The sequence below is a fragment of the Streptomyces sp. NRRL B-1140 genome (assembly GCF_001280065.1).
Taxonomy (GTDB): domain Bacteria; phylum Actinomycetota; class Actinomycetes; order Streptomycetales; family Streptomycetaceae; genus Streptomyces.
Map to the genome: position 1 here is coordinate 22,121 of NZ_LGEA01000094.1, position 24,573 is coordinate 46,693.

Below are 24,573 nucleotides of genomic sequence, written 5' to 3' on the forward strand. Positions count from 1 at the left end.
GACATCAGTGTCAGAGTCAAATCCCGGCGCGGGCAAAAGGAGTGGGAATGGGGCGAGCGGCATGCGCATGAAGGAGATGGTGCGGCGCACCGGCGTCCACGAGCGGCTGCTGCGCTACTACGAACAGCAAGGCCTCCTGACGCCCGAAAGGCTGCCCAGCGGCTACCGCGTCTACGGCGAGTCGGACGTCGAGACCGTGCGCCGCATCCGCTGTCTGCTGGCCGCAGGCCTTCCGACCGCTCTGATCTCTCAGGTCCTGCCGTGCATCCGGGCGGACGACGAGCGCCTCCTCCCCACCTGCCCGGACCTTCTCGCCCGGCTGCGCCGGGAGGGCGAGCGCATCACCCGCGCCATCGAGGACCTCCAGGCGTCCCACGCGATCCTCGACTCCATCATCGCCGCCGCGCCCCCTGAGGGCGCCGCGGCGCCGGCGTCGCCCGCCTAGCGTGCGAAGGCCCCGCATCTGCGTGATGCGGGGCCCTCTGGTGTTCTGGCCTTCCGGCGTTCCGGCGTTCCGGCCGGGTGCTAGCCCAGCAAGCCGCCCACCAGGCCCGGGCGGCCCGTGGAGGAGGATCCTCCGCTGCCCGAGCCGCCCGTCGAGCTCGAACCGCCCGTCGCCGCGCCGCCGGAGGTGGGGCCGGTCGTGGTGCTCGGGGCCTCGTCGGCCGGGGAGGTCTGCCGGGGTGGTGCCTGGCCCGCGGTGCCCTGGGTCTGGCTGGGGGAACCACCCGTGACGGTGCCGGTGTCGCGGGTGGCGTCGGGCCTGGTCGTGGTACCCGCGCTGGGGCTTGCCGAGCCGGCCGTGGCGCCCTGAGTGGGCGAGGAGGAAGCCGACGGGGTCTGCTTCTGCTTGCGCTTGCCGGGCTCGCCGGGGAGCGGGGAACCGGGCAGCTCGTTGCGCGGGGCCTCGCCGGGGCCCGGGACGACGACCCGGTCGGCGTCACGGACGGCGCCGCCGAGCAGCGAGCCGACGAGCAGGGTGACGCCGGTGGCGATGGCGGTGACGAGGGCGCCGCGCCGCAGCACGTAGCGGCGCAGGTCCCAGATATCGGCGCGCGGGCCGAGACGACGCCAGGCGCTGCCGGCCAGGCGGCCGTCCACGGAGTAGACGGGGGCACCGGCGATGATCAGCGGGGACCAGGCGGCGAGGTAGATGATGTCGGGGGTCTCGTAGGCGGGGACGCTCTTCCAGCTGACCGTGACGAGCAGCGCCGCCGACAGCAGGGCGCCCAGGCAGGCGGCGACGCGCTGCCAGCAGCCCAGCACCGTCAGGACGCCGACGATGACCTGCGCGAAGGCGATGACCAGGCCGGCGCCGACCGGGTGCTCCAGGGCGAACTGGCGCAGCGGCTCGGCGACTTCCCACGGGTGCAGGGTGTTGAGCCACTTGACCATGGAGCCGCGCTTGCCGCCTTCGAAGTAGACGGGGTCGCACAGCTTGCCCATGCCGGCATAGATGGAGATGAAGCCGAGGAAGACGCGCAGCGGGAGCAGGACGACGCCGAGGTTCATCCGGCGCCCAGGGTAGTACGCGTGCCGGGCCGGGTCGTCGCCGTGCCGCTTGGCCCGGTGCCCGAGGCCGTCGGCTTCGGCGTCGGACTCCTCGAACTCGTCGTCTTCGTAGGCGGGTTCGTCGTAGGCACTGCCGACCGTGCGCATGGGCGGCAGCAGCCGGGCGCCGTCGGCGGGGTCGTGGGTGCGCTGCGGGCCGACGACCGGGGTCTCGACGGTCTGGGCGAGGTCGCCCTCGTAGCCGTCGCCGCCGTAGCCCGCGCCCTGGTAGCCGGGGCCGGCGTAGCCCGGGCCCACGCGGGAGATCACCTGGGTGGCTCCCGCGTCGGGCTCGTCGGCGTGGCGGACGCTCTCGTGCCGCACGGCCTGCAGGAGCCGGTGCGCGCCGGTGTCGTCGGGTGCGGATCTGCCGCTCCAGACGACGGGCCGGCGGCGGGCGGTGGCCCCGTCCGCCCCGCCCCTCACCTGGGGGATGCGGGCGGTGTCCTCGGTGGCGGTCAGATGCCGTGCGACCCGGGCGGACTGGACGCGACGCGTCGAGACGCCCAACTGCACGCGGAAACTCGCGTGATTGACGATGACCTGCGCCGGGTCGCTCGGCACCTTCACCATGCTCAGCGCGGGAGCGTCGTCGAGTCCCGACGAGCGGTCCCCCGTGGGTGTGCGGGGTGTTCTGGTGTCCACACTCATCTAACCGAGTGATGTCGCGTTAGGACACTGCTTTGACCCGCCGGATCTGTCCGGACCCCGTCAAGCTTGCCCTTGTCGCCCCGATGACACCGGAATTACCCCGTACGGGTGAAGTTCCGGACGCCTGTTCAGCGACGTCGGCGCGCCGCCTCGTACAGCACGATCCCCGCCGCCACACCGGCGTTGAGCGACTCGGCGCCACCCGGCATCGGGATCCGCACCCGGAAGTCGCAGGTCTCCCCGACCAGCCGGGACAGCCCCTTGCCCTCGCTGCCGACGACGATGACGACGGGGCCGTCCAGCGCCTCCAGCTCACCGAGCTCCGACTCACCGTCGGCGGCCAGGCCGACGACCGCGATACCGGCCTTCTTGTACGCCTCCAGCGCCCGGGTCAGGTTGGTGGCGCGGGCGACCGGGGTGCGGGCCGCCGTACCGGCGGACGTCTTCCAGGCACCGGCCGTCATGCCGGCCGCGCGGCGCTCCGGGACGACGACGCCATGACCGCCGAAGGCGGAGACGGAGCGGACGACCGCGCCGAGGTTGCGCGGGTCGGTGACACCGTCCAGGGCGACGATCAGCGGGTCCTCGCCGTCGTCGTGGGCGGCGGCCACCAGGTCCTCGGGGTGCGCGTACTCGTACGGCGGGACCTGCAGGACCAGGCCCTGGTGGTTGAGGCCGTTGGTCATCCGGTCCAGCTCGGGACGCGGGGCCTCCATGAGGTTGATGCCGCCGCGCTCGGCGGCGACCTGGAGGGCCTCGCGCACCCGCTCGTCGTTGTCGATGAACTGCTGGACGTAGAGGGTCGAGGCCGGGACGCCCTCGCGCAGCGCCTCCAGGACCGGGTTGCGTCCGACGACCAGTTCCGACGTGCCCTTGCCGCCGCGGCCGCGCACGGTGGGCCGGCGTACGGCCTGCTTCGCCTTGGCGTTGGCGACGCGGTTCTTCTTGTGTCCCTTGCGCATCTCGGCGGGCGGCGTGGGGCCCTTGCCTTCCAGGCCCCGGCGCCGCTGGCCGCCACTGCCGACCTGCGCGCCCTTCTTGCCGGACATGCGGCGGTTGTTGGCTGCCATGACCTACCTGTCTCTGCTGTCGCCCTGAGGCGGTGAAGTGCGTACGTCTGTGAAGTGTGCCGCCCGGAGGCCCGGACGGCACAATCGATCTTCCGGCCGCGGCCGTGCGGCTAGCGCGGGCCGAGGCTCCAGCGCGGGCCCTGCGGGCTGTCCTCGATGACCAGACCGGACTGCCCGAGCTGGTCGCGGATGGCGTCGGCGGTGGGCCAGTCCTTGCGGGCCCGGGCGGCCTCGCGCTGGTCGAGGACCATGCGCACGAGCGTGTCCACCACGCCGTGCAGGTCCTCGCCGCGGTCGCCCTCCCCGGCCCACTGGGCATCCAGCGGGTCCAGGCCGAGCACGCCGAGCATCGCGCGGACCTCGGCGAGCCGGGCCACGGCGGCTTCCTTGTCGTCGGCGGCCAGCGCGCTGTTGCCCTGCCGGACGGTGGTGTGCACCACGGCGAGCGCCTGCGGCACGCCCAGGTCGTCGTCCATGGCCTCGGCGAAGGCGAGCGGCACCTCGGGGGCGGGCTCGACCACGCCGGCCTTCTCCACCACGCGCTGCACGAAGCCCTCGATGCGCGCGAACGCCGACTCGGCCTCGCGCAGCGCCTCCTCGCTGTACTCGATCATCGAGCGGTAGTGCGGGGTGCCGAGGTAGTAGCGCAGCACGATGGGCCGCCAGCGCTTGACCATCTCGCTGACCAGGACCGAGTTGCCGAGCGACTTGGACATCTTCTCGCCGCTCATGGTGACCCAGGCGTTGTGCACCCAGTACCGGGCGAACTCGTCACCGTAGGCCTTGGCCTGGGCGATCTCGTTCTCGTGGTGCGGGAAGACCAGGTCCAGGCCTCCGCCGTGGATGTCGAAGGCGGCCCCGAGGTACTTGTGCGCCATCGCCGAGCACTCCAGGTGCCAGCCGGGCCGGCCGCGTCCCCACGGCGTCTCCCAGTCGGGCTCGCCGGGCTTGGTGGCCTTCCACATGGCGAAGTCGCGCGGGTCGCGCTTGCCGGTGATGCCCTCCTCGGCGGGCTGCCGCATCTCGTCGAGATCCTGCCGGGACAGCTCCAGGTAGGAGGGCCAGGAGCGGACGTCGAAGTAGACGCTGCCGTCGGCCTCGTAGGCGTGCCCGCGCTCGATGAGGCCGCGCATCATCTCGACCATCTCGGTGATGTGGCCGGTGGCACGCGGCTCGTAGGTGGGCGGCAGGCAACCGAGCGCGGTGTAACCGTCGTTGAAGGCCCGCTCGTTCTCGTAGCCGATGGCCCACCAGGGCCGGTTCTGGTCGGCCGACTTGGCGATGATCTTGTCGTCGATGTCCGTCACGTTCCGCACGAACGTGACGTCGTAGCCGCGGTGGGCGAACCAGCGGCGCATGATGTCGAAGTTCAGCCCGGAGCGGATGTGGCCGATGTGCGGGGCGGCCTGCACGGTGGCACCACACAGGTAGATCGAGACGCAACCCGGCTGGAGCGGGGAGAAATCACGGATCTGCCGGGCGCTGGTGTCGTACAGGCGAATAGTCACCCCTCCAGGGTAGTGGGCCCCGGGGTGTGCCTCGGGTACTTCACCTCGGGGCGTCCGGATTCGTGACCTGGCCAACGCGAACGCCCCGGGCGCCCGCCCTCAGCCGGCGCGCACGACCAGGGCCGTGGCCACGGCCATCAGCCCTTCCTCCCGGCCGGGGAAGCCCAGCCCGTCCGTCGTCGCACCCGAGACCGACACCGGGGCTCCGGCCGCATCCGACAGGAGCTTCTGGGCCTCGTCCCTGCGTTTGCCGATCTTCGGGCGGGGGCCCACGACCTGCACGGCGATGTTGCCGATCCGGAATCCGGCCTCGCGCACGATGCGCGCGGCCTCCGTCAGGAGGGTGACGCCGGAGGCGCCCGACCACTCGGGGCGGCCCGTGCCGAAGTGCTGCCCGAGGTCGCCGAGGCCGGCGGCGGAGAAGAGGGCGTTGCAGGCGGCGTGGGCCACGACGTCCGCGTCGGAGTGGCCGGCCAGGCCCGGACCCGCGTCCTCCCACTTCAGGCCGGCGCACCACAGCTCACGGCCCTCCTCGAAGGCGTGGATGTCGGTGCCGATGCCTACCTGGGGCAGAACAGGCTGGTCAGAAGCCATCGTTGAGCCTCCTGCGGGCGAGGACCGCCTCCGCGAGGACCAGGTCCAGGGGACGGGTGACCTTGAAGGCCTCCTCGTGGCCGGGTACGGCCACGACCGTGAGGCCGAGCTGCTCGACCATGCCGGCGTCGTCGGTGACCTCGCCGGTCACCGTCTCGTGCGCCCTGACCAGGGTGGTCCGGTCGAAGCCCTGCGGGGTCTGCACCGCGCGCAGCAGGGCGCGCTCCGGCGTGGCGACGACCGGCTCCGGCTCGCCGGGGGTACCGGCGGGCTCGACCTGCTTGACGGTGTCGGCGAGCGGCAGCGCCGGGACCACGGCCGGGGCGCCGTCCCGTACGGCCTCGATCACGCCGTCGACCGTGTCCACCGGCACCAGCGGCCGGGCCGCGTCGTGGACCAGCACGATGTCGTGGCCTGGCGGCAGCGCGTCCAGGCCGAGCTTCACGGACTCCTGGCGGGTCTGCCCGCCCGGGACGACGAGGAAGTCCGTCCGCTCGGGCAGGGCGTGCGCGTCGAGCAGCGACCTGACCTCGGCGGCGTCGTCAGGCGGGGCCACGACGACGACCAGGCCGACGGCACGGGATGCGGCCATCGCGCGGACCGCGTGGATCAGCATGGGGGTACCGCCGAGCGCACGGAGCGCCTTGGGGGCACCCGGGCCCAGCCGGACACCGCGGCCGGCGGCCGGGATCACGGCCGCCGTTCGGGCCGTGGAGGGGCCGGCGGACGGCGAGGGACGCGAATCGTCAGACATCGGTTCCTGTCAGGTTTGTGTGCTGGCCCGGCGTGGGTATGGCCTGGAGGAGTGCCGGGCGCGACGCGCTCGACCGGACCCTTCCGTGACGCTGGTCGAGCCGGCTGCCCGGGCCCGGCACCCCTGAACACCGGGGCGTGAGTGATAACACATTCCGGGGTCACGGCGCATCGGCGCCGAAGTACGAACATGCCGCAGCGCCCGGCGACAGGAATTCCGTCATCGGGCACCGCGGCATTTCGATGTGCAGCGCGCGCTTGATCAGCTTCGACCAGCAGCCTTGATCAGCAGCTTCGACCGGCGCAGAGCGCTGAGCGACGGGCTTCGCCTCAGGAGGCGAGAACCTCGTCGAGCAGAGCCTCGGCCTTGTCCTCGTTGGTGTTCTCCGCGAGGGCGAGCTCGCTCACCAGAATCTGGCGGGCCTTGGCGAGCATGCGCTTCTCACCGGCGGAGAGTCCGCGCTCACGCTCACGACGCCACAGGTCACGCACGACTTCCGCGACCTTGATGACATCGCCCGAGGCGAGCTTCTCCAGGTTTGCCTTGTACCGACGGGACCAGTTCGTGGGCTCCTCGGCGTACGGTGCGCGCAGCACCTCGAAGACCCGGTCCAGCCCGTCCTGACCGACCACATCACGCACGCCGACGAACTCCGCATTGTCCGCTGGCACACGTACCGTCAGGTCGCCCTGGGCGACCTTCAGCACCAAGTAGGTCTTGTCCACGCCTTTGATCTGGCGAGTTTCGATGGCCTCGATCAGCGCGGCCCCGTGATGGGGATAGACCACGGTGTCGCCAACCTTGAACGTCATGTGACAGGTACCCCTTCCGTGGCTATCCAGGGTAACACGGAAACTGCGGGTTCTGAATGGCGTTTTCGCAGGTCAGGGCATATCTCGGGGCTTGACAACTCCGACAGGAACGTGCTTCGGACAGGGATCGGAAGAAGGTATTCGCAGGTCGGAGCGGCTCTTCGGGGCGAGGGAAACGCGTACGCTACACACATCCGGAGCATCCTCCGGAGGGCCGAACATCCCCATATGTCCGGTTCCGTATGATCGACTTCCGCTACTCCGTTCGGAGGCCCGGGCCGGGTTCCGGTCGAATCCGAAATTGATCACCTGGCACCCCGCCGGACCGCCGGTGATCAATTCCGGGGCGGCCCGCGCATTCCTTCACGGAACATTTGCGGTGCCGCCCGGGTCTCTTATGTGAATGCCGGACGGACAGCACACCAATGTGACCTGGGAGCCACGTGAGACTCCGGTGGGATCACACGAGTCACGTGAGACACAGGTGGGATCGACGGTGCCGGGGGGTCGGGTGCGGCCGGACGAGGGCGGCTCGGTAACCTAAGGCCCGCTGACAGACACTTAGGGCGGCTTTATCGGCCGCCCCGCTCGAGTCAAGGAGTTGCCGCCGCCGTGAGCAGCAGCCTTCGACGCGGCACCCTCGCCGCGGTCGCCCTCGCGTTCTCGATCGCCTCGCTCGCCGCGTGCGGCGCCGGCAACGACGCCCAGACGCTGGAGATCAAGCCGGACAACGCGGCGACGAGCGTCGGCGACATCAAGGTCCAGAACGCGATCGTCATCACGCAGCCCGACCTCGAGTCCACCGGCCCCGCCGCGATCTCCGCGACCCTCTTCAACTCCGGCAGGACCGCCGAGACGCTGGAGTCCATCACCCTCCCCGGCACCGGCAAAACCGCCGAGCTCAAGCCCGCCAAGGGCGGCAGCCTCAGCATCCCGCCCGGCGGTTCGCTGGTCCTGGGCGGCAAGGACAACGCCACGGCGATGCTGCCGAGCAGCCGTGAGGCCGTGCAGGACGGCAACGCCCAGAAGGTCACCTTCACCTTCAGCAAGACGGGTGGCGTGAGCCTGCAGGCGTTCGTCGTCCCCGCCGAGCACTACTTCAAGGAGTGGGGCCCGACCGAGGTGCCGGCCGCGCCGGGCGCCTCCTCGTCCCCCTCCGGTTCGCCGTCGGGCTCGCCGTCCGGTTCTCCCGCCCACGGTGAGTCGGGCGCGCCCGCGGGCGGTGAGACGCCGGGTGGCCACGAGGCGTCCGGCACGCCGACCGACGAGGCCTCCGCGAGCGCCGAAGCCGGGCACTGAGCAGACGCGACACGAAGGGCGGGGCCTCTCCCGGGAGAGGCCCCGCCCTTCGTGTCGTTCGGGTCGCCGTCGTACGCGGCCGGCCTACGGCTCGAACTTGTAGCCGAGGCCGCGGACCGTCACCAGGTAGCGCGGGGCGCCCGGGTCCGGCTCGATCTTGGCGCGCAGCCGCTTGACGTGGACGTCGAGGGTCTTGGTGTCCCCGACGTAGTCGGCGCCCCAGACCCGGTCGATGAGCTGCATGCGGGTCAGGACGCGGCCGGCGTTGCGCAGCAGCATCTCCAGCAGGTCGAACTCCTTGAGCGGCAGGTCGATCTTGGTGCCGCCGACGGTGACCACGTGCCGGTCGACGTCCATGCGGACCGGACCGGCCTCCAGGGCCGCCGGGGTGACCTCCTCGGGCTCGCCGCGGCGGCGCAGCACGGCACGGATCCGCGCGACCAGCTCGCGCGAGGAGAACGGCTTGGTGACGTAGTCGTCGGCTCCTATCTCCAGTCCGACGACCTTGTCGATCTCACTGTCCTTGGCGGTCACCATGATGACGGGGACGTTGGAGCGGCCGCGCAGCTGGCGGCACACCTCGGTGCCCGGCAGGCCGGGCAGCATCAGGTCGAGGAGGACGAGGTCGGCGCCGTTGCGCTCGAACTCGTCGAGTCCGTCGGGCCCGGTGGTCGCGACGGCGACCTCGAAGCCCTCCTTGCGGAGCATGTACGACAGGGCGTCGGAGAAGGACTCCTCGTCCTCGACGACGAGCACTCGGGTCACGGAAGGACCTCCGGGGCGGGAAGCGTTTCGTACGCGGTTGATTCGGGGGACGTGGGGGTGGGCCGCCCGGCCTCCTCGTCGAGGCCCGCGCCTCCTGCGCGTGTCTCTCGGGCGGGCTGCTGATGTGCGCCGCGGGCCGCACCGGCCTCCGGCAGCCGCAGGGTGAAGGTGGAGCCCTGGCCTTCGGCGCTCCACACCGTGACCTCCCCGCCGTGCGAGGCGGCCACGTGCTTCACGATCGCCAGCCCGAGTCCGGTGCCGCCGGTGGCACGGGAGCGGGCCGGGTCGACGCGGTAGAAGCGCTCGAAGATGCGCTCCTTGTCCTTGTCGGAGATGCCGATGCCCTGGTCGGTGACGGCGATCTCGATGTGGTCCCCGCCGGGGGCGTTCACACTGCGGGCCGCTATGCCGACGCGGGTGCGGGCGGGTGAGTAGTTGACGGCGTTCTCGACGAGGTTGCCGAGCGCGGCGGCGAGCTGGCCGCGGTTGCCCCAGACCCGCAGGTCGGCGGTGCCTCCCGCGGCCATGGTGATCTGTTTGGCGCCGGCCTGGTGCCGGCAGCGGTCGATGGCCTCGGTGACCAGCTCGTCGACGCGGACCGGCTCGGCGTCCTCCAGCGGGTCGTCGTTCTGCACGCGCGAGAGGTCGATGAGCTCCTGCACCAGACTGGTCAGCCGGGTGGCCTCGATCTGCATGCGCCCGGCGAACCGCTGGACGGCCTCGGGGTCGTCGGAGGCGTCCATCACGGCCTCGGAGAGCAGCGAGAGGGCTCCGACCGGTGTCTTCAGCTCATGGCTCACGTTGGCGACGAAGTCGCGGCGGACCGCTTCGATGCGGCGGGCCTCGGTCAGGTCCTCCACCAGCAGCAGCACCAGCCGGGAGCCGAGCGGCGCGACCCGCGCGGAGACGGCCAGGGCCTCTCCGCGGCCGGTGCCGCGCCGGGGCAGGTCCAGCTCGACCTGGCGTATCTCGCCGTCCCGCCGGGTGTCCCGGGCCATCTGCAGCATCGGCTCGACGGCGAGCTTGCCGCCGCGGACCAGGCCGAGGGCGTACGCCGCCGAGCTGGCCTTGACCACGGCGTCGGCCTCGTCGAGGACGACGGCGGACGACCGGAGGACCGACAGGACCGTGTCCACGCCGGGCGGGAGGACCGCGTCGGTGTGCAGGGAGCTGCGGGTGGGGCGCTTCTGCTCGCGCTCGCTGAAGCGGAACGCCAGCATGGCGATGACACCGGTGAGCACCCCGGCGATCGCAGCCGCTGCGGCGACCGCCGCGTTCACGTCCATGCACCCAGGTTAGGCATGGCTCGGGCGCCCTCCACAGCCGTCCGGGTGCGAGCTCGAACACTCGTCGCCCAGAGTTCACCTTGGAGCCAGTATTGGTTCATTTGCGATGCCGGAAACGGACGCGTACGAGGCGGATCGTGGGAGCGTGGGGTTCGGACCGCCGGTCATACGACGGTCGTACCGCCGGTCGTCCGGTGGGCCCCGGCCCTTGGACCCCCGACTGAGACGCACGAGAGGGAAAGCCTGATGCGGGACGCGTACCACGAGGAACTGGACTCGATCGGCGACAGCCTGGTGGAGATGGCCCGGCTGGTCGGGTCGGCGATCGGGCGCGCCACGACCGCCATGCTCGACTCCGACCTGAAGCTCGCCGAGAACGTCATCGAGGCCGACCAGCGGGTCGACGAGCTCCAGCACGAGCTGGAGGCCCGGGCCATAGCCCTGCTGGCGCGGCAGCAGCCGGTGGCGACGGACCTGCGCATCGTCGTGACGTCGCTGCGGATGTCGGCCGATCTGGAGCGCTCGGGCGACCTCGCCCAGCACGTGGCGAAGCTCGCGCGCCTGCGCTACCCGGACCGCGCGGTCCCGAGCGATCTGCACGCCACCATCCTGGAGATGGGCCAGCTCGCGCAGCGCCTGATGGCGAAGGCCGCCGAGGTGATCATCACCAAGGACGTCGACCTGGCGCTCCAGCTGGAGCAGGACGACGACGAGATGGACCTGCTGCACCGCACGCTCTTCCAGCACCTGATGGACGACCGCTGGAAGCACGGCATCGAGACGGCCGTGGACGTCACGCTGCTCGGCCGCTACTACGAGCGGTTCGCCGACCACGCGGTGTCGGTCGCCAAGCGCGTGGTGTACCTGGTGACGGGTGAGCACGCGGACGACATCCAGGCTGATGTGCAGCCGGAGATCCAGGCGGCGCCGGGGGCGGAGAGCGCCTGACGGTTCGGGCGTTCCCGGCTGGAGCCGCCTGGAAGCGGGGCCGGGGATGAGGCCGAAGCGCCGGGCCGGGGCTGAGGCCGGGGCGCGGGGGCGCCTCAGTGCGCCGTTGATGCGCCCGGCCGGGCGGGCATCCAATGGGCACAGGCACCAGCCTCGAGGAGGGACCCATGGCCGAATCCCCCAGCACCGCGCCCGACCCCGCCCGGCAGCGTGAGACCGACCAGCCCGCCGAGATCAGGAGCCTGCCCCTGATCGCCGCGTGCGGCTGCGGCTCGGGCTGCGGCTGCGGGTGTCAGTCGGGCAGCCCCTGCCAGTGCGGCTGACGCCGGCGCTTCGTTCGTCCGTACGACCTGTGGGGCCCCGGCCGTGTGCCGGGGCCCCTCGGCGTGGGGTCGCCCGGGTGGCCGTACGGGCGGAGCATGAGAGGGAGGCAAGGAAGGAGGCGCGAGGCATGCCCAAATTCATGGATGTCCATCGCGGCATGGAGGGCATCACGGAGGAGCAACTGCGTGAAGCCCACAACGCGGACCTCGCGATAGAGAAGGACGAGCAGGTCCACTTCGAGATGGCCTGGGCGGATCCGGAGTCCGGCCATGTCTACTGCCTCTCCGAGGCCCCCTCGGCCGAAGCGGTCCAGCGCATTCACGAGCGCGCCGGGCACAAGGCGGACGAGGTGCACCCCGTGCCGTTGACGGTGCGGTGACCTGCCCGGCCCGCGGTTCCCGGCGTCGCTTCCCCGCCCGCCGGGTGCCGCGGGACACCGCCCGTCAGCGGCGCCGCCCGGCATTGAGGCGGGCCGCCTGGCGGGTCAGGTGGTCGCGTTCGGCGAGGTCGGTGGCCTTGTGGGCGGCCTCGGCGTACAGCCGGGCCGCCGTTTCCGGGTCGCCGTCGCGTTCGTGGAGGTAGGCCGCCACCGCGTCGTAGCGGGGCAGCGAGTCGTCCAGCGCGGCGAGCGCCGCGAGACCGGCGCGCGGTCCGTCGGCCTCACCCAGGGCCACCGCCCGGTTGAGCCGGACGACCGGGCTGTCGGTGAGGCGCGCGAGTTCGTCGTACCACTCCACGATCTGCACCCAGTCGGTCTCCTCGGCGGTGGGCGCGTCGGCGTGCAGGGCCGCGATGGCGGCCTGGGCCTGGAACTCGCCGAGCCGGTCGCGGGCGAGTGCCGCCTGGAGGATCCGGACGCCCTCGGCGATCAGGCGCGTGTCCCACCGGCCGCGGTCCTGCTCGCCGAGCGGTACCAGGCCGCCGTCGGGCGCGGTACGGCCGGCCCGCCGGGCGTGGTGGAGCAGCATGAGCGCGAGCAGCCCCGACACCTCGGGGTGGTCGATCGCGGCGGCGAGCTGCCGGGTGAGCCGGATGGCCTCGGCGGCCAGGTCGACGTCGCCGGAGTAGCCCTCGTTGAAGACGAGGTAGAGGACGCGCAGCACGGTCGCGACGTCGCCGGGCTGGTCGAACCGCACGTCGGAGACGGTGCGCTTGGCGCGGCTGATGCGCTGCGCCATGGTCGCCTCCGGCACCAGGTAGGCCTGGGCGATCTGCCGGGTGGTGAGTCCGCCGACGGCGCGCAGGGTGAGCGCGACGGCCGACGACGGGGTCAGCGAGGGGTGGGCGCACAGGAAGTACAGCCGGAGCGTGTCGTCCACGTCGGACGCGGGTCCGGGCGCCGGCTCCTCCTCGACGAGGTCCTCACGCCGGCGGCGGGCGCTGTCGGCCCGTGCCTGGTCGAGGAACTTGCGCCAGGCCACGGTGACCAGCCAGCCCTTCGCGTCGCGGGGAGGGTCGGCCGGCCACACGCGGAGCGCCTCGATCAGCGCGTCCTGCACGGCGTCCTCGGCCGCCGCGAAGTCGGCTCCGCGACGGACGAGGATCGTGAGCACGCCGGGCGTGAGGCTGCGGAGCAGCACCTCATCCATGGACGGAGCACTCCGGGATGGTGGGCGGGGCGGTCAGGAACGGGCGCACCTCCAGCCACTCGTGGATCGGCTTCCCGCCCGCCCCGGGGGCCGCCGACAGTTCCCCGGCCAGCTCGACGGCACGGTCGTAGCCGTCGACGTCGATGATCATCCAGCCGGCGATGAGGTCCTTGGTCTCGGCGAACGGCCCGTCGGTGACCGGCGGACGCCCCTCACCGTCGTAGCGGACCCACGCCCCCTCGGGGGCGAGCGCCTGGCCGTCGACGAACTCGCCGGTCTTCTCCAGCCGCGCCGCGAAGTCGTTCATGTACTGGATGTGGGCCGAGATCTCCTCCGGCGTCCACTGGTCCATCGGCACGTCGTTGACGGGTGACGGGGCGCCTCGGTAGTGCTTCAGCAGCAGGTACTTCGCCATGGTGGTCCTCCTCGGTGCCGGTGCGGCCATCTTGGCCGCTTTCACCCCGGGGACGGAGCCGGACGCGGGTTCTCGACATCGCGGCGGAAGTTTTTCCGGCAGCGTCTCCGAGGGGCCCGGCCGAGGGTGCTCACTGCCCGACGCGGCCGTCGACCCGTTCGCGCAGGAGGTCGGCGTGGCCGCAGTGCCGGGCGTACTCCGCGATCTGCGCGACCAGGATGTCGCGCAGCTGGATCTGCCCGCCGGGCTCGGGACCGTAATCGGAGTGGCCCGCGTTGCGGGTGGCGAGGTCGGTGACGCCGGCCAGGAAGCGGTCGGTGCGCTCGGTCTCGGCACGCCACTGTCGCCAGGCCTCGTCCACGACCGCCTGGTCGGCGACGGCACCGTTGAAGTCACCGTCCCGGTCGTCCTCCGTGCGGTACAGCTTCGGCGCGTCCTCGCCTGCCATCACCCGGCGGAGGTGCCGCTCGTCCTCGGTCAGGTGCCGCACCAGCCCGAGCAGGGACATCGTGGACGGCGGGACGGATCGCCGGGCCATCTGCTCGGCGTCCAGGCCCGCGCACTTCATCTCGAAGGTGAGGCGGTAGTTGCGCAGGTAGTCGAGGAGGATGCCGCGTTCGTCGGCGGGCTGTTCACCGGTCTCGCGGGGGTCGTCGTCGGGGTCGACCCACATGTCGGGGTAGACGGTCGCCCGCGTCCACCGAGTCGTGTCCGCTGCCGCCACTGCTTCGCCGGTGTGCTCGCCTGAGACCATGCGGGCATGGTGGCCGGGGCGGGGCGGGGCCGCCACCGAATATCGGGAGGTCAGCCGATCTTTGCGTCGTGAGGGTGCTGTGCGCACGGATGCTCCGTTGCCCATATCAGGTGACAATGAACGCAGGCGCACGCTTCTCCAGTGAAACGAGGGAAGACAGTGGCTCTCCACACGCATGTGACCGATGCGCAGGAGCAGGCGTTCAAAGAGAACGCAGACGACCTCGCACAGCTGCACCCTCAGGTCGCCGAGGTGCGCAGCAGGGCCAGGTCCCGTCTGGAGAGCGTGGGACTGGCGGGCGCACTCAATTGCCTGGCCTGCATCGGCTGCCCGGGGTACACCCCGGGCAGGGGCGACGTTTGCGCCAAGTGCTCCCACGACCTGCTCTCCCACAACGTGAAATAGCGGTGGCCATGACCCGGTCCGACCGCAGGTGCCTCACAGGTGCCGCTCGGCTGCCCTGACCGGTCGGCTGCTGAGGTTCCAGGAAGGTCGCCGAGCACGAAAAGGCCTCCCGCCCGCACCGTGGGTACAGGTGGGAGGCACGTTCACGGACCCTACTTCTTCTTGCCCTGGTTCTTGACCGCCTCGATCGCCGCTGCCGCCGCCTCGGGGTCGAGGTACGTGCCGCCCGGGTTCAGGGGCTTGAAGTCGGCGTCGAGCTCGTAGGAGAGCGGGATGCCCGTGGGGATGTTCAGGCCCGCGATGTCCGCGTCGGAGATGCCGTCGAGGTGCTTGACCAGGGCGCGGAGCGAGTTGCCGTGGGCCGCGACCAGGACCGTGCGGCCGGTCAGCAGGTCGGGGACGATCGCGTCGAACCAGTACGGCAGCATGCGGACGACGACGTCCTTCAGGCACTCCGTGCGCGGGCGCAGCTCCGGCGGGAGGGTCGCGTAGCGCGGGTCGGAGAACTGGGAGTATTCGGCGTCGACGTCCAGCGGCGGGGGCGGGGTGTCGTACGACCGGCGCCACAGCATGAACTGCTCCTCGCCGAACTCGGCGAGCGTCTGGGCCTTGTCCTTGCCCTGCAGGGCGCCGTAGTGGCGCTCGTTCAGGCGCCACGAGCGGTGGACCGGGATCCAGTGGCGGTCCGCGGCCTCCAGGGCCAGCTGGGCCGTGCGGATCGCGCGCTTCTGGAGGGACGTGTGGACCACGTCGGGGAGAAGATCGGCGTCCTTCAGGAGCTCGCCACCGCGGACTGCCTCCTTCTCGCCCTTCTCGTTGAGGTTCACGTCCACCCAGCCGGTGAACAGGTTCTTCGCGTTCCACTCGCTCTCGCCGTGGCGGAGGAGGATCAGCTTGTACGGTGCGTCGGCCATGCCCCAGAGCGTAATCCACGCTTTCGCCCGTTCGCGTGGCCGCCCGGCAGGCGGACGTTTGACGGGATCTGTTAATTGAGTGGCCCCCGTCAACCGCCCGCTTGTAACTTCCCTTGTAACTTGCGCATGCCGCCAGCGCTACTTACACGCGCCATCCACGCCTGTTGCCTCCGGGGGACTCATGCCGTACGCCCTGCGTGCCCGACGCGCCGTCCGGGAGACGGTCTCCGGCCTCCCCAGCGCGTTCTGGTGGCTGTGGGCCAGCACGCTCGTCAACCGCCTCGGTGGCTTCGTCGCCACGTTCATGGCGCTGTACCTGACCCTCGACCGCGGCTATTCCGCCACGTACGCCGGTCTGGTCGCCGCCCTGCACGGGCTCGGCGGAGTGGTCTCCTCGCTGGGCGGCGGGGTGATGACCGACCGGCTGGGCCGGCGGCCCACCCTGCTGATCGCGCAGTCCTCGACCGCCGCGTCCGTCGCACTGCTGGGCTTCGTCAGCGACCCGGTCGCGATCGCCGGTGTCGCCTTCCTCGTCGGCATGGCGAGCAACGCCTCGCGGCCCGCCGTGCAGGCGATGATGGCCGACATCGTCCGGCCCGAGGACCGCATCCGCGCCTTCTCCCTCAACTACTGGGCCATCAACCTCGGCTTCGCCGTCTCCTCCATGGCCGCCGGGTTCATCGCCGAGGTCAGCTACCGTGCCGGGTTCCTGATCGAGGCGGGGATGACGCTGGTCTGCGCGATCCTCGTCTTCCTGCGGCTGCCGGAGTCCAAGCCGGCCGAAGGGGTGGTGACGGCGGGTGTCCGGGACGACTCCGTGAGCCTGCGCACCGTGCTGCGCGACGGGCGGTTCATGAGCGTCGTCGGGCTGTCCTTCCTCGTCGCGCTGGTCTTCCAGCAGGGGTCGGTGGGGCTGCCGGTGGCCATGGGCGAGGCCGGTTTCTCCCCGGCCGAGTACGGCCTGGCCATCGCCGTCAACGGCGTGATGATCGTCGTCCTCCAGATCCCGGTCACCCGCTTCATCGAACACCGCGACCCCCGCCGGCTGCTGATCGTCTCGTCCGTCCTCGCGGGGTACGGCTTCGCGCTCACCGCCTTCGCGGGGTCCCTCGGCGTCATCGCGCTCACGGTGTGCGTGTGGACCCTGGCGGAGATCGTCAACGCGCCGACGCAGACCGGTCTCGTCGTACGGCTGTCCCCGGTGCACGGGCGCGGGCGCTACCAGGGCATGTACACGATGTCCTGGTCGGTGGCCGCCCTCGTCGCCCCGCTGCTGTCCGGGTTCGTCATCGACCGGTTCGGGGCGGCGTGGCTGTGGGGACTGTGCGCCGTGGTGGGGACGGTGGCCGGAGCGGGGTACGCCGTGCTGATGCGGAGCCTGCCGGACGAGGAGAAGGTGGCCGAGCCGCCGGTGGGCGTACGGCCGCAGCCCGAGGTCGGCGCGGGGTGAGGCGGGGCCTGCGTCCGGGTGCGATGGCCGCCCCGGCAGGAGACCGTGTCCTGGCGTGACCGTGCCGGCGAGACGCGCGACGTCGTACCCCCTCGGCCCGTCACATCGGCAGGGAGTGCAGTCGCACCCGCCCCGGGGGCCAGTGCGCGTCGTCGTGCAGGGGCGTCACCATCGTGCGCAGCGGCATGGTGACCACGCGGGAGCCGGGTTGCTCGACGAGTACGTCCGTGTCGAGCGGGTGCCATCCGAGGCGCTGGTACAGCGGCACGAGGGGAGGCCGGCAGAACAGGAGCGCGTGCCGGGGGCCCTGCGTGCGAGCGTGGTCGAGGGCCGCCGCGAGCACGAGCCGGGCCAGGCCCCGTCCCCGTACGCCGGGCGCCACGGCCACTCCGCCCACGCCCATCACCTCGGTCTTCTCCCCCTCGACCGCGACCGACAGTCGCAGCAGACCCGCGTGGGCCACGAGCCGGCCGTCGAGCCGGACACCGAAGTGTTCCTCCTTGGGGAGCCAGGTCAGACCGGCCTCGGCAACACCGAAGGGGTCCTCGCCGCTGCCGAGGATCTCGTCCTGATCGGTCGTCGTGTAGCGGGAGAGCCGGGTGACGGCCGGTGCCCCCGGGGGCTCGTTCGCGGACGGGGTCGCGGGCTGGTTCGCAGACATACCTGCATCATGCTCGAGGGGTGCGCGGCCGGCGCTGGCAGGTCTCCTCCTGGCCATCGACGAAGCCCGACCGTCGGTTGGGTCCCGGACGACTTCTCCGGGCCGCCCCCGGACAGATCGGGGATAGCAACCATTCCCTGCAGAGCTGGAACCCCCGGAAGCCGGCCGCGCGTCGACGACGCTAGCGCGAGGTACTGACAACGGCCCCGGGCGTCGGCGCCCCGGCCTCCCACCCTTCCGAGAGGCCGCCCACCACGCCCCGCCACAACCGGCCGCCCTACCCGTCCACGAACCCGAGCTCCGTGTCCGGCCGGCACTGCGGGCAGGCCTTGACCCCCTCGGCGAGGGCTTGCCGGGCGTGGTCGCGGTCGACGCCCTTGCTGCGCCGGCCCGCGTTCCAGCAGCCGCCGGCATGGACGTACACGGCTTCCCGTCCGGACAGGCCGTGCTCGATCAGCCAGTCCGGGGCGGGGGGCCGGGCCAGGAGGCCGCGCCGGTGTTCGGTCTGGCGGCGTTCCTCGTCCGCGATCCACCGGCGGGTGCGTGCCAGGTCGCGTTCCTGCACGCGCTCCAGGAAGCGGAGCAGCGCGAGCCGCGACTCTGGGTCGTTCATGCGTTCGATTCTAGGAGCAGGGTGCTCTCCCGGCCCACCCCACCCCCGACGGCCTTCGGGTACCGCGCCTCACCCCGGCGCCAGGCGGCGTGCGGAGGCTACCTCCGAGGTAATCGACGCGACCGGCGTCCCCCGGCACGCTGGCGTCCATGACACCTGCCGACACCGCCGAAGCCACCCGCTCCACCGTCCGGAAGTTCCTCGAACTCCGGCTCGCCGGTGACACCGAGGGGCTGACGGCTCTCTTCGCCGACACCGTCGACTGGATGCTCGCAGAGAACCCCGCCGTGCCCTGGATCCGGCCTCGGTCCACCGCCGCCGAATGTGCGGCGCAGGCCGATGAGCTGGCCCGGTACACCGTTCCCGAGGACGCCCGCGCCTCCGTCGACACATTTCTCGTCGACGGGACGGACGCCGTGCTGATGGGGCATCTGTCCGGGACCGTCCGGGCCACCGGCAAGCCCTTCGCGGGGCCTTTCGCGCTGCGGCTCACGGTCGAGAACGGGCGGATCACCCGGCACCACCTGTACGAGAACAGCGTGTCGATCGCCGCGGCCTGCACGCCTTGAGCCCGGATGCCCGGTGCGTGGCCGAGCAGGACGCGGCGATGTCACCCCCTGCCCTCACCCCGCACGACCCGGACGTACTGGCGCCGGTCCTCGTCCCGCACGACCACCCCCAGCCGCAGCAGCTCCCCGCGCAGCTCCCGGGCTTCCTCGGCGCCGCCCTCCCCCGTGCGGGCCTGCGCGCGGGCCCGCAGCAGCGCGTCCGCGCCCGTGGGCAGGCCGGGGGTGCCGGGGACCCAGCGGCGGAACTCGGCGCGGTGCGGGTCCTCCTGCTCCCACGGGTAGCCGTGTGCGGTGAGGGCGTCCGCGAGGCGCCGCCAGTTCAGGCCACAGGGTTCCCGTGCCAGTTCCAGGCTGTCCGGGCCGAGCAGGACGAGCTGCTTGCCGTCCCGGAAGCACGCGGAGATCTCGTCGCGGGTGAAGTCCTGGACTCCGCCCCGGACGGCCAGGGTCACGTGGGTGTGGTGGACGCGGACGGACAGCGACTCGTGCGCCGCCGTGAAGCCGAGCAGCAGTCCCCCGAGCGCACCCACCGCGGTCGTACCGAGGGTGAGGGCGGGTTCCGGGACGGAGGTCAGCAGTTCGGCCGGGCCCTCGAGCGGCGCCCACGGCAGGGCGAGCAGCAGACGGGCGAGGAGCGGGAGCAGCGCCCCGGGCACGGCACCGCAGACCACGCAGAACAGCACGATGGCCCACGCCGGTTCGGCGAGTTCCGCCGGCCGGCCCGTCTGCGCCCGGGGGCCCTTCCGCATGGGAACGTTCCTGGCTTCCTCCATACGGCCAGTCTCCTGATCAGCCGTCCGCCCTGTCGTCAGCCGTTGGTCTACGCCCCCGCGACTTTGGTCGTCCGCCGACCCGGCTCCCCGGCTCAGGGGTGCATCCGCGCCCCCTTCACCACCTTGTCCACCGCGTTCCTCGGGCCGTACACGGCGAGCCCCACGAGGTCCAGGTCCGCGGTCGGCACGGCCCGCACGGCGGCGCGGTTGTCGCGGTCGTTGCCCGTGGCGAAGAGGTCGGAGGTGAAGACCGCGCGGGGCAGGGCGCGGGAGAGGGCACGGGTGTGGGCGGTGGTCAGGGTCTCCTTCGTGGCCTCGAAGACCATGACCGGCTGGCGGAACATGGGGAGGTAGGGCACGCCGTCCGCGTCCTCGTACGGTTCGCCGATCACCTCGGGAGTCTGCGTTCCGAGGCCGCTGACCAGGAACGACGTCACGTTGAGGCGTTGCCAGGGCTCCAGGTCCGCGCGCAGCAGCACGGCGATCTTCGTGTCGAAGCGGATCGGCTCCGGGGCGGGTTCGTTGTCCATGCTCCGAGCGTGCCCGCCGGTCCCCGCCGGGGTCTTGTACGTTCTTTGCATGGCCTTCGAGCCCTCCCGGACCGTCTCCGAGTCCTCCCGGACCGTCTCCGGACCCTCCCGGATCGTCTCCGAGTCCTCCCGGACCGTCTCCGGACCCTCCCGGATCGTCTCCGCCTGGCGGCCCGCCGTCGAGGGTGTCGTCGAGGTCTTCCACGCGCGGTTCACCGAGTACGCGTATCCGATGCACGTCCACGACTCCTGGACGCTGCTCATCGTCGACACCGGCGCCGTGCGGTACGACCTCGACCGGCACGAGCACGGCACCCCGCACGACACCGTGACGCTGCTGCCGCCGCACGTGCCGCACAACGGCTCGCCCGTCACCGCCGAGGGCTTTTGCAAGCGGGTGCTGTACCTCGACGGGACGTACCTCGGGGACGAGTTCATCGGGGCCGCCGTCGACCGGCCCGATCTGCGCGATCCGCTGCTGCGGCGGCGGGTGGGCCAGGTGCACGGCGCGCTGGGGCGGCCCGGTGAGGAACTGGAGGCCGAGAGCAGGCTGTTGTTCGTCGGGGAGCGGTTGCGCGGGCATCTGCGGAACGAGTCCGCCGCCGCCCGGCCGGCCGATCCCGTACTCGCCCGGCGGCTGCGCGAGTTGCTCGACGAGCGGATCACCGAGGGCGTCGTCCTGCGGGAGGCCGCGGGGCTGCTCGGCGCGCATCCCGCCCACCTGGTCCGGGCGTTCAGCACGGCCTACGGCATCGCCCCGCACCAGTACCTGACGTCCCTGCGCGTGGGCCGCGCCCGGCGGCTCCTCCTGGAGGGACACGCGCCGGGCGAGGTGGCGGCGGCGGCCGGGTTCTACGACCAGTCGCACCTCACCCGGCACTTCCGCAAGCTCGTGGGGGTGCCGCCCGGGCGGTACAGGTCGGGTTAGCGCTCGGGCCGCTGGGTGAGGTGGGCGAACGCGTCGAGGTTGCGGGTCGGCTCACCCCGCGAGACCCGCCACGCGTACTCCCTGCGGATCGCCGAGGCGAAGCCCAGCTCCAGCAGGGTGTTGAAGGCGCCGTCGGAGGCCTCCAGGACCTGGCCGAGCAGGCGGTCGAGCTCGTCGGGGGTGACGGCGGACAGGGAGAGGCGGCCGGTGACGTAGACGTCGCCGTGCTGGTCGACGGCGTAACTCACGCCGTAGAGCTTGAGGTTGCGCTCCAGGAGCCAGCGGTGGACGCCCTGCTCGTTCTCGTCGGGGTGGCGGATGACGAAGGCGTTCAGCGACAGGGAGTGGCGGCCGACGCGCAGGGAGAGCGTCGTCTTCAGCTTGCGGGTGCCCGGGAGCTGGGCGACGTAGGTGCCGCGCTCGGGGCTCTCCCACTCCAGGTCGGCGTCCTTCAGCACTCCCTCGATGACCTGTGCCGCACGCTGTTCCTGATCGGTTTCACCCATGCAGCGAGCGTACGCGACGGCGGTGTGCCTGCATCGCGGCCGTGTAGACGTCCGCCGTGGCGGCGGCCGCCGTGTCCCAGCCGAAGGACTGGGCGTGGCGGGCCGCCTGGTCGCCCAGCCGGGGCGTCAGCCGCGGGTCGTCGGCGAAGTCGCGCAGCACGCGCGCGTAGTCGGCCGGGTCGTGCCCGCGGACGAGGAAGCCGGTGTGCCCGTCGCGCACGGCGATCGGCAGGCCGCCGACCGACGCCGCGAGCACCGGGGTGCCGGCCGCCTGCGCCTCTATGGCGACCAGGCCGAAGGACTCGCTGTAGGAGGGCATGACCAGCACGGATGCGGCGCGGAACCAGTCCGCGAGCTGCTCCTGGCCGACCGGCGGGCGGAACCGTACGACGTCCGCGATGCCCAGGCGCGCGGCCAGCTTCTGCAGGCCCTCGGGCTTGGCGAGGCCGCTGCCGGAGGGACCGCCGACGACGGGCACGAGGATGCGTGAGCGGAGTTCGGGGCGTTCGTCGAGGAGGACGGCGACGGCACGCAGCAGCACGTCGGGGGCCTTCAGGGGCTGGATGCGGCCGGCGAAGAGCGGGATCAGCGCGTCCTGGGGCAGGCCGAGACGGGCCCGGGCGGCGGCACGGCCGTCGGCGGGCGAGAAGCGGCCGAGGTTCACACCGGGGTGGACGACGGCGACCTTGTCGGGCTCGGCCGTGTAGTGCCGCACCAGTTCGTCGGCCTCTTCGGTGGTGTTGGCGATGAGGCGGTCGGCGGCGGCGACGATCTGGGTCTCGCCGATGACGCGGGCGGCCGGTTCGGGGGTGTCGCCGTCGGCCAGGTTGGCGTTCTTGACCTTGGCCATGGTGTGCATGGCGTGCACCAGGGGGACGCCCCAGCGCTGGGCGGCGAGCCAGCCGACGTGGCCGGAGAGCCAGTAGTGGGAGTGGACCAGGTCGTAGTGGCCGGGGCGGTGGTGGGCCCAGGCCTGCATCACGCCGTGGGTGAAGGCGCACAGCTGGGCGGGGAGGTCCTCCTTGTTGAGGCCCTCGTACGGGCCGGCGTCGACGTGCCGGACGAGGACGCCGGGGGCCAGCTCGACGGTCGGCGGAAGGGCGGCGGCGGTCGCGCGCGTGAAGATCTCGACCTCGATGCCGTGTGCGGCGAGGCGCTGGGCGAGCTCGACGATGTAGACGTTCATGCCGCCGGCGTCGCCGGTCCCGGGCTGGTGGAGGGGCGAGGTGTGCACGGAGAGCATGGCGACGCGGCGGGGCCTGCGGTGCAGCCGCAGCCGGGCCGGCGACGACGCGGAGCGCCTGCCGAGCCTGCCGATGTACTGGCTCACGTGGCGTTCCTCCTCGCTCCGGACATGCCTTCGCAGGGCGCACGGTGCCCTCCGACGGGGTGCAACACCGGAGTGTGGCGCTCCATTTCCCGATTCGGCAGTTTTACCGAATCATTACCGCTTGTCGCTCAACCGTTCGACGATGGGGACGGGTCGGGTTCGGGGCGTACGGGGCCGGGTCACAGCGGTCGCGGCCCCGGAAATGACCGGCACCGAACCCCCGGGTCCCCTACCCTCACGGGCATGACAGGCGCACGACACCGCCCCGCCTCTCCGCCTCCGCCCGAGGAACTCCTCCCCTGCCCCTGCTGCGGCCACCGCACCCTCGGCGAGCTGTGGGCCTACGAGATCTGCCCGGTCTGCTACTGGGAGGAGGACCCCTTCCAGCTCCGCCACCCCACGGCCGGCTTCGGCCCCAACCACGGGCTGAGCCTGATCGAGGCGCAGGGCAACTACCGGCGGTTCGGCGCGGTCACCGAGGAGATGCGGCGCCGCGTACGGCCGCCGCTGGACGACGAGCCGCTGGACCCGGGCTTCCGGCCCGCCGACCCGGACCGGGACCCGTTCGAGCAGGGACCTGCCCACGACCCGATGCCCGACGACCTCACCGTCCTGTACTACTGGCGCCCCACCTACTGGCGGCGGCACCTCGCCCCCTGACAGGGACGGCGGGCGCTTAACCTCGTACGCATGACACCCCGCGCCGCCACCCGCCCCCTCGGCACGGTGACACGTGGGACGACCAACCCCAACCGGCTGCGCCGCATGGACCGCTGGATCGCGGCCACGCACGGCGCCGAGCTGCGCCGCGCGGCCGACCCGGTGGCGGTCGACCTCGGGTACGGTGCCGCCCCCTGGACGGCCGTCGAGCTGCTGCAGCGACTGCGTACGGCCGCGCCCCGCGCGCGTGTGGTCGGCGTCGAGATCGACCCGGCCCGGGTCGCGGCGGCACTGCCCTACGAGCGGGCGGGACTCGCCTTCCGGCACGGCGGCTTCGAGATCCCGATCCCGCAGCGGCCCCTTCTCGTCCGCGCGGCGAACGTGCTGCGGCAGTACGAGGAGGGCGAGGTCGCCGCCGTGTGGCGGCGGCTGTGCGCGCGGCTGGCTCCGGCCGACCCGGCGACCGGCTCGCGCGGCGGGCTGCTGGTCGAGGGGACCTGTGACGAGATCGGGCGCCGGCACGTATGGGTCGCACTCGGCCCGGAGGGGCCGCGCACGGTCACCTTCGCGACCCGGCTGGGCTCGCTGGAGCGCCCCTCCGACCTGGCGGAGCGCCTGCCGAAGGCGCTCATCCACCGCAACGTCCCGGGCGAGCCCGTGCACGCCTTCCTGCGCGACTTCGACCGCGCCTGGGCCGCCGCCGCGCCCTACGCCTCCTACGGCGCCCGGCAGCGCTGGATCCGCGCGGTACGGGACCTGACCGCCGACTGGCCGGTGGCGGACGGGCCGGCGCGATGGCGGCAGGGCGAAGTGACGGTGCGCTGGGACGCTTTGACCCCGGGCGCCTGATTGCTCCCGTCCCGGCAGGGCCCGTTGGAACGATCTCCGTGAGTCGTTCGTCACACTGACGGGGA

General features: G+C 72.2%; 29 protein-coding genes. 11 read left to right on the top strand and 18 right to left on the bottom strand.

The window, feature by feature from the left end; genetic code table 11:
* Nucleotides 1-61 precede the first annotated feature (61 nt).
* Nucleotides 62-445, top strand: a complete 384-nt coding sequence (locus ADK65_RS16040) for a MerR family transcriptional regulator (RefSeq protein WP_053670829.1) — start codon at nucleotides 62-64, stop codon at nucleotides 443-445.
* Nucleotides 446-525: 80 nt separating this feature from the next.
* Here ADK65_RS16040 and ADK65_RS16045 read toward each other — a convergent pair whose 3' ends face one another.
* The 6 genes from ADK65_RS16045 to ADK65_RS16070 form a co-directional block, all read right to left on the bottom strand.
* Nucleotides 526-2,202: a DoxX family protein gene (locus ADK65_RS16045; RefSeq protein ID WP_053670830.1), complete on the bottom strand. Its 1,677-nt coding sequence runs from the start codon at nucleotides 2,200-2,202 to the stop codon at nucleotides 526-528.
* A gap of 128 nt (nucleotides 2,203-2,330) precedes the next feature.
* Nucleotides 2,331-3,272 (bottom strand): 23S rRNA (guanosine(2251)-2'-O)-methyltransferase RlmB, encoded by a 942-nt coding sequence (gene rlmB, locus ADK65_RS16050; RefSeq protein ID WP_053670831.1) that lies wholly within the window; start codon nucleotides 3,270-3,272, stop codon nucleotides 2,331-2,333.
* A gap of 110 nt (nucleotides 3,273-3,382) precedes the next feature.
* Nucleotides 3,383-4,780 carry a cysteine--tRNA ligase gene (gene cysS, locus ADK65_RS16055; protein WP_053670832.1) on the bottom strand — a complete coding sequence of 466 codons (1,398 nt, stop codon included), beginning with the start codon at nucleotides 4,778-4,780 and terminating at the stop codon, nucleotides 3,383-3,385.
* A 99-nt stretch (nucleotides 4,781-4,879) separates the two neighbouring features.
* Complete coding sequence (gene ispF / locus ADK65_RS16060; RefSeq protein WP_053670833.1) at nucleotides 4,880-5,374, bottom strand: 2-C-methyl-D-erythritol 2,4-cyclodiphosphate synthase; 495 nt, start codon at nucleotides 5,372-5,374, stop codon at nucleotides 4,880-4,882.
* Complete coding sequence (ispD, locus tag ADK65_RS16065) at nucleotides 5,364-6,128, bottom strand: 2-C-methyl-D-erythritol 4-phosphate cytidylyltransferase (protein WP_053670834.1); 765 nt, start codon at nucleotides 6,126-6,128, stop codon at nucleotides 5,364-5,366. Before ispD ends, ispF begins: the two co-directional genes overlap by 11 nt.
* 329 nt (nucleotides 6,129-6,457) lie before the next feature.
* Nucleotides 6,458-6,940, bottom strand: a complete 483-nt coding sequence (locus ADK65_RS16070) for a CarD family transcriptional regulator (protein WP_003953493.1) — start codon at nucleotides 6,938-6,940, stop codon at nucleotides 6,458-6,460.
* A 612-nt stretch (nucleotides 6,941-7,552) separates the two neighbouring features.
* On the opposite strand from ADK65_RS16070, the gene ADK65_RS16075 reads away from it, so the two are divergent.
* Nucleotides 7,553-8,239 carry a hypothetical protein gene (locus tag ADK65_RS16075; RefSeq protein ID WP_053670835.1) on the top strand — a complete coding sequence of 229 codons (687 nt, stop codon included), beginning with the start codon at nucleotides 7,553-7,555 and terminating at the stop codon, nucleotides 8,237-8,239.
* 84 nt (nucleotides 8,240-8,323) lie between these two features.
* On the opposite strand, the gene ADK65_RS16080 is transcribed toward ADK65_RS16075, so the two are convergent.
* Together ADK65_RS16080 and ADK65_RS16085 are read right to left on the bottom strand one after the other, a co-directional pair.
* The gene (locus tag ADK65_RS16080) at nucleotides 8,324-9,004 is read right to left on the bottom strand and encodes a response regulator transcription factor (protein WP_030243122.1); all 681 of its coding nucleotides are present in this window, start codon (nucleotides 9,002-9,004) and stop codon (nucleotides 8,324-8,326) included.
* Nucleotides 9,001-10,290, bottom strand: a complete 1,290-nt coding sequence (locus ADK65_RS16085) for a sensor histidine kinase (RefSeq protein ID WP_053670836.1) — start codon at nucleotides 10,288-10,290, stop codon at nucleotides 9,001-9,003. The genes ADK65_RS16080 and ADK65_RS16085 overlap by 4 nt, the downstream gene beginning before the upstream one ends.
* Nucleotides 10,291-10,536: 246 nt before the next feature.
* Here ADK65_RS16085 and phoU point away from each other — a divergent pair, with 246 nt between their 5' ends.
* The 3 genes from phoU to ADK65_RS16095 all read left to right on the top strand — a co-directional run bounded on the left by phoU (nucleotide 10,537) and on the right by ADK65_RS16095 (nucleotide 11,941).
* Nucleotides 10,537-11,238 carry a phosphate signaling complex protein PhoU gene (gene phoU / locus ADK65_RS16090; protein WP_053670837.1) on the top strand — a complete coding sequence of 234 codons (702 nt, stop codon included), beginning with the start codon at nucleotides 10,537-10,539 and terminating at the stop codon, nucleotides 11,236-11,238.
* A gap of 167 nt (nucleotides 11,239-11,405) precedes the next feature.
* Nucleotides 11,406-11,561 carry a hypothetical protein gene (locus ADK65_RS38845; protein WP_199825645.1) on the top strand — a complete coding sequence of 52 codons (156 nt, stop codon included), beginning with the start codon at nucleotides 11,406-11,408 and terminating at the stop codon, nucleotides 11,559-11,561.
* A 128-nt stretch (nucleotides 11,562-11,689) separates the two neighbouring features.
* Nucleotides 11,690-11,941: an SCO4226 family nickel-binding protein gene (locus ADK65_RS16095; protein WP_053670838.1), complete on the top strand. Its 252-nt coding sequence runs from the start codon at nucleotides 11,690-11,692 to the stop codon at nucleotides 11,939-11,941.
* Between the two features lie 64 nt (nucleotides 11,942-12,005).
* Here ADK65_RS16095 and ADK65_RS16100 read toward each other — a convergent pair whose 3' ends face one another.
* The 3 genes from ADK65_RS16100 to ADK65_RS16110 form a co-directional block, all read right to left on the bottom strand.
* The gene (locus tag ADK65_RS16100) at nucleotides 12,006-13,151 is read right to left on the bottom strand and encodes an RNA polymerase sigma factor (protein ID WP_053670839.1); all 1,146 of its coding nucleotides are present in this window, start codon (nucleotides 13,149-13,151) and stop codon (nucleotides 12,006-12,008) included.
* The gene (locus tag ADK65_RS16105; protein ID WP_053670840.1) at nucleotides 13,144-13,566 is read right to left on the bottom strand and encodes a YciI family protein; all 423 of its coding nucleotides are present in this window, start codon (nucleotides 13,564-13,566) and stop codon (nucleotides 13,144-13,146) included. The genes ADK65_RS16100 and ADK65_RS16105 overlap by 8 nt, the downstream gene beginning before the upstream one ends.
* A 130-nt stretch (nucleotides 13,567-13,696) precedes the next feature.
* Nucleotides 13,697-14,320, bottom strand: coding sequence for a DinB family protein (locus tag ADK65_RS16110; RefSeq protein ID WP_053670841.1), 624 nt, complete (start codon nucleotides 14,318-14,320; stop codon nucleotides 13,697-13,699).
* A gap of 159 nt (nucleotides 14,321-14,479) precedes the next feature.
* On the opposite strand from ADK65_RS16110, the gene ADK65_RS16115 reads away from it, so the two are divergent.
* On the top strand, nucleotides 14,480-14,725 hold the full coding sequence (locus ADK65_RS16115; protein ID WP_053670842.1) for a hypothetical protein: 246 nt from the start codon (nucleotides 14,480-14,482) through the stop codon (nucleotides 14,723-14,725).
* 152 nt (nucleotides 14,726-14,877) lie between these two features.
* Here the strand turns inward: ADK65_RS16115 and ADK65_RS16120 are convergent, their stop codons facing one another.
* On the bottom strand, nucleotides 14,878-15,639 hold the full coding sequence (locus tag ADK65_RS16120; RefSeq protein ID WP_053670843.1) for a phosphoglyceromutase: 762 nt from the start codon (nucleotides 15,637-15,639) through the stop codon (nucleotides 14,878-14,880).
* Between the two features lie 181 nt (nucleotides 15,640-15,820).
* Between ADK65_RS16120 and ADK65_RS16125 the strand changes: the two genes are divergently transcribed.
* Nucleotides 15,821-17,089, top strand: coding sequence for an MDR family MFS transporter (locus ADK65_RS16125; protein ID WP_053670844.1), 1,269 nt, complete (start codon nucleotides 15,821-15,823; stop codon nucleotides 17,087-17,089).
* Between the two features lie 100 nt (nucleotides 17,090-17,189).
* Here ADK65_RS16125 and ADK65_RS16130 read toward each other — a convergent pair whose 3' ends face one another.
* Complete coding sequence (locus tag ADK65_RS16130; protein ID WP_053670845.1) at nucleotides 17,190-17,750, bottom strand: GNAT family N-acetyltransferase; 561 nt, start codon at nucleotides 17,748-17,750, stop codon at nucleotides 17,190-17,192.
* A 277-nt stretch (nucleotides 17,751-18,027) separates the two neighbouring features.
* Nucleotides 18,028-18,363: a DUF6233 domain-containing protein gene (locus tag ADK65_RS16135; protein ID WP_053670846.1), complete on the bottom strand. Its 336-nt coding sequence runs from the start codon at nucleotides 18,361-18,363 to the stop codon at nucleotides 18,028-18,030.
* Between the two features lie 149 nt (nucleotides 18,364-18,512).
* On the opposite strand from ADK65_RS16135, the gene ADK65_RS16140 reads away from it, so the two are divergent.
* Nucleotides 18,513-18,932, top strand: a complete 420-nt coding sequence (locus tag ADK65_RS16140; RefSeq protein ID WP_053670847.1) for a nuclear transport factor 2 family protein — start codon at nucleotides 18,513-18,515, stop codon at nucleotides 18,930-18,932.
* A gap of 41 nt (nucleotides 18,933-18,973) precedes the next feature.
* Here the strand turns inward: ADK65_RS16140 and ADK65_RS16145 are convergent, their stop codons facing one another.
* Both ADK65_RS16145 and ADK65_RS16150 read right to left on the bottom strand, forming a co-directional pair.
* On the bottom strand, nucleotides 18,974-19,681 hold the full coding sequence (locus tag ADK65_RS16145) for a hypothetical protein (RefSeq protein ID WP_234352888.1): 708 nt from the start codon (nucleotides 19,679-19,681) through the stop codon (nucleotides 18,974-18,976).
* A gap of 116 nt (nucleotides 19,682-19,797) precedes the next feature.
* Nucleotides 19,798-20,235: a DUF2000 domain-containing protein gene (locus tag ADK65_RS16150; RefSeq protein WP_053670849.1), complete on the bottom strand. Its 438-nt coding sequence runs from the start codon at nucleotides 20,233-20,235 to the stop codon at nucleotides 19,798-19,800.
* A 49-nt stretch (nucleotides 20,236-20,284) separates the two neighbouring features.
* On the opposite strand from ADK65_RS16150, the gene ADK65_RS16155 reads away from it, so the two are divergent.
* Nucleotides 20,285-21,163: a helix-turn-helix domain-containing protein gene (locus ADK65_RS16155; protein ID WP_078955995.1), complete on the top strand. Its 879-nt coding sequence runs from the start codon at nucleotides 20,285-20,287 to the stop codon at nucleotides 21,161-21,163.
* On the opposite strand, the gene ADK65_RS16160 is transcribed toward ADK65_RS16155, so the two are convergent.
* Nucleotides 21,160-21,669 (bottom strand): YbjN domain-containing protein, encoded by a 510-nt coding sequence (locus tag ADK65_RS16160; RefSeq protein ID WP_053670850.1) that lies wholly within the window; start codon nucleotides 21,667-21,669, stop codon nucleotides 21,160-21,162. The two genes, ADK65_RS16155 and ADK65_RS16160, sit on opposite strands and share 4 nt — an antisense overlap.
* Nucleotides 21,662-22,999 (bottom strand): D-inositol-3-phosphate glycosyltransferase, encoded by a 1,338-nt coding sequence (gene mshA / locus ADK65_RS16165; protein WP_053670851.1) that lies wholly within the window; start codon nucleotides 22,997-22,999, stop codon nucleotides 21,662-21,664. The genes ADK65_RS16160 and mshA overlap by 8 nt, the downstream gene beginning before the upstream one ends.
* A gap of 243 nt (nucleotides 23,000-23,242) precedes the next feature.
* On the opposite strand from mshA, the gene ADK65_RS16170 reads away from it, so the two are divergent.
* Both ADK65_RS16170 and ADK65_RS16175 read left to right on the top strand, forming a co-directional pair.
* Nucleotides 23,243-23,659, top strand: coding sequence for a CPCC family cysteine-rich protein (locus ADK65_RS16170; RefSeq protein ID WP_053670852.1), 417 nt, complete (start codon nucleotides 23,243-23,245; stop codon nucleotides 23,657-23,659).
* A gap of 30 nt (nucleotides 23,660-23,689) precedes the next feature.
* Nucleotides 23,690-24,508 carry a hypothetical protein gene (locus ADK65_RS16175; RefSeq protein WP_053670853.1) on the top strand — a complete coding sequence of 273 codons (819 nt, stop codon included), beginning with the start codon at nucleotides 23,690-23,692 and terminating at the stop codon, nucleotides 24,506-24,508.
* The last annotated feature ends 65 nt before the right edge of the window (nucleotides 24,509-24,573 follow it).

What these genes read in the sequence shown, in the direction of transcription:
- ADK65_RS16040 (WP_053670829.1), top strand. Translation starts at nt 62, where the DNA reads ATGCGCATGAAGGAGATGGTGCGGCGCACCGGCGTCCACGAGCGGCTG.
- ADK65_RS16045 (WP_053670830.1), bottom strand. Translation starts at nt 2,202, where the DNA reads ATGAGTGTGGACACCAGAACACCCCGCACACCCACGGGGGACCGCTCG.
- rlmB (WP_053670831.1), bottom strand. Translation starts at nt 3,272, where the DNA reads ATGGCAGCCAACAACCGCCGCATGTCCGGCAAGAAGGGCGCGCAGGTC.
- ispF (WP_053670833.1), bottom strand. Translation starts at nt 5,374, where the DNA reads ATGGCTTCTGACCAGCCTGTTCTGCCCCAGGTAGGCATCGGCACCGAC.
- ispD (WP_053670834.1), bottom strand. Translation starts at nt 6,128, where the DNA reads ATGTCTGACGATTCGCGTCCCTCGCCGTCCGCCGGCCCCTCCACGGCC.
- ADK65_RS16070 (WP_003953493.1), bottom strand. Translation starts at nt 6,940, where the DNA reads ATGACGTTCAAGGTTGGCGACACCGTGGTCTATCCCCATCACGGGGCC.
- ADK65_RS16085 (WP_053670836.1), bottom strand. Translation starts at nt 10,290, where the DNA reads ATGGACGTGAACGCGGCGGTCGCCGCAGCGGCTGCGATCGCCGGGGTG.
- phoU (WP_053670837.1), top strand. Translation starts at nt 10,537, where the DNA reads ATGCGGGACGCGTACCACGAGGAACTGGACTCGATCGGCGACAGCCTG.
- ADK65_RS38845 (WP_199825645.1), top strand. Translation starts at nt 11,406, where the DNA reads ATGGCCGAATCCCCCAGCACCGCGCCCGACCCCGCCCGGCAGCGTGAG.
- ADK65_RS16095 (WP_053670838.1), top strand. Translation starts at nt 11,690, where the DNA reads ATGCCCAAATTCATGGATGTCCATCGCGGCATGGAGGGCATCACGGAG.
- ADK65_RS16100 (WP_053670839.1), bottom strand. Translation starts at nt 13,151, where the DNA reads ATGGATGAGGTGCTGCTCCGCAGCCTCACGCCCGGCGTGCTCACGATC.
- ADK65_RS16105 (WP_053670840.1), bottom strand. Translation starts at nt 13,566, where the DNA reads ATGGCGAAGTACCTGCTGCTGAAGCACTACCGAGGCGCCCCGTCACCC.
- ADK65_RS16110 (WP_053670841.1), bottom strand. Translation starts at nt 14,320, where the DNA reads ATGGTCTCAGGCGAGCACACCGGCGAAGCAGTGGCGGCAGCGGACACG.
- ADK65_RS16120 (WP_053670843.1), bottom strand. Translation starts at nt 15,639, where the DNA reads ATGGCCGACGCACCGTACAAGCTGATCCTCCTCCGCCACGGCGAGAGC.
- ADK65_RS16125 (WP_053670844.1), top strand. Translation starts at nt 15,821, where the DNA reads ATGCCGTACGCCCTGCGTGCCCGACGCGCCGTCCGGGAGACGGTCTCC.
- ADK65_RS16130 (WP_053670845.1), bottom strand. Translation starts at nt 17,750, where the DNA reads ATGTCTGCGAACCAGCCCGCGACCCCGTCCGCGAACGAGCCCCCGGGG.
- ADK65_RS16135 (WP_053670846.1), bottom strand. Translation starts at nt 18,363, where the DNA reads ATGAACGACCCAGAGTCGCGGCTCGCGCTGCTCCGCTTCCTGGAGCGC.
- ADK65_RS16140 (WP_053670847.1), top strand. Translation starts at nt 18,513, where the DNA reads ATGACACCTGCCGACACCGCCGAAGCCACCCGCTCCACCGTCCGGAAG.
- ADK65_RS16145 (WP_234352888.1), bottom strand. Translation starts at nt 19,681, where the DNA reads ATGCGGAAGGGCCCCCGGGCGCAGACGGGCCGGCCGGCGGAACTCGCC.
- ADK65_RS16150 (WP_053670849.1), bottom strand. Translation starts at nt 20,235, where the DNA reads ATGGACAACGAACCCGCCCCGGAGCCGATCCGCTTCGACACGAAGATC.
- ADK65_RS16155 (WP_078955995.1), top strand. Translation starts at nt 20,285, where the DNA reads ATGGCCTTCGAGCCCTCCCGGACCGTCTCCGAGTCCTCCCGGACCGTC.
- ADK65_RS16160 (WP_053670850.1), bottom strand. Translation starts at nt 21,669, where the DNA reads ATGGGTGAAACCGATCAGGAACAGCGTGCGGCACAGGTCATCGAGGGA.
- ADK65_RS16170 (WP_053670852.1), top strand. Translation starts at nt 23,243, where the DNA reads ATGACAGGCGCACGACACCGCCCCGCCTCTCCGCCTCCGCCCGAGGAA.
- ADK65_RS16175 (WP_053670853.1), top strand. Translation starts at nt 23,690, where the DNA reads ATGACACCCCGCGCCGCCACCCGCCCCCTCGGCACGGTGACACGTGGG.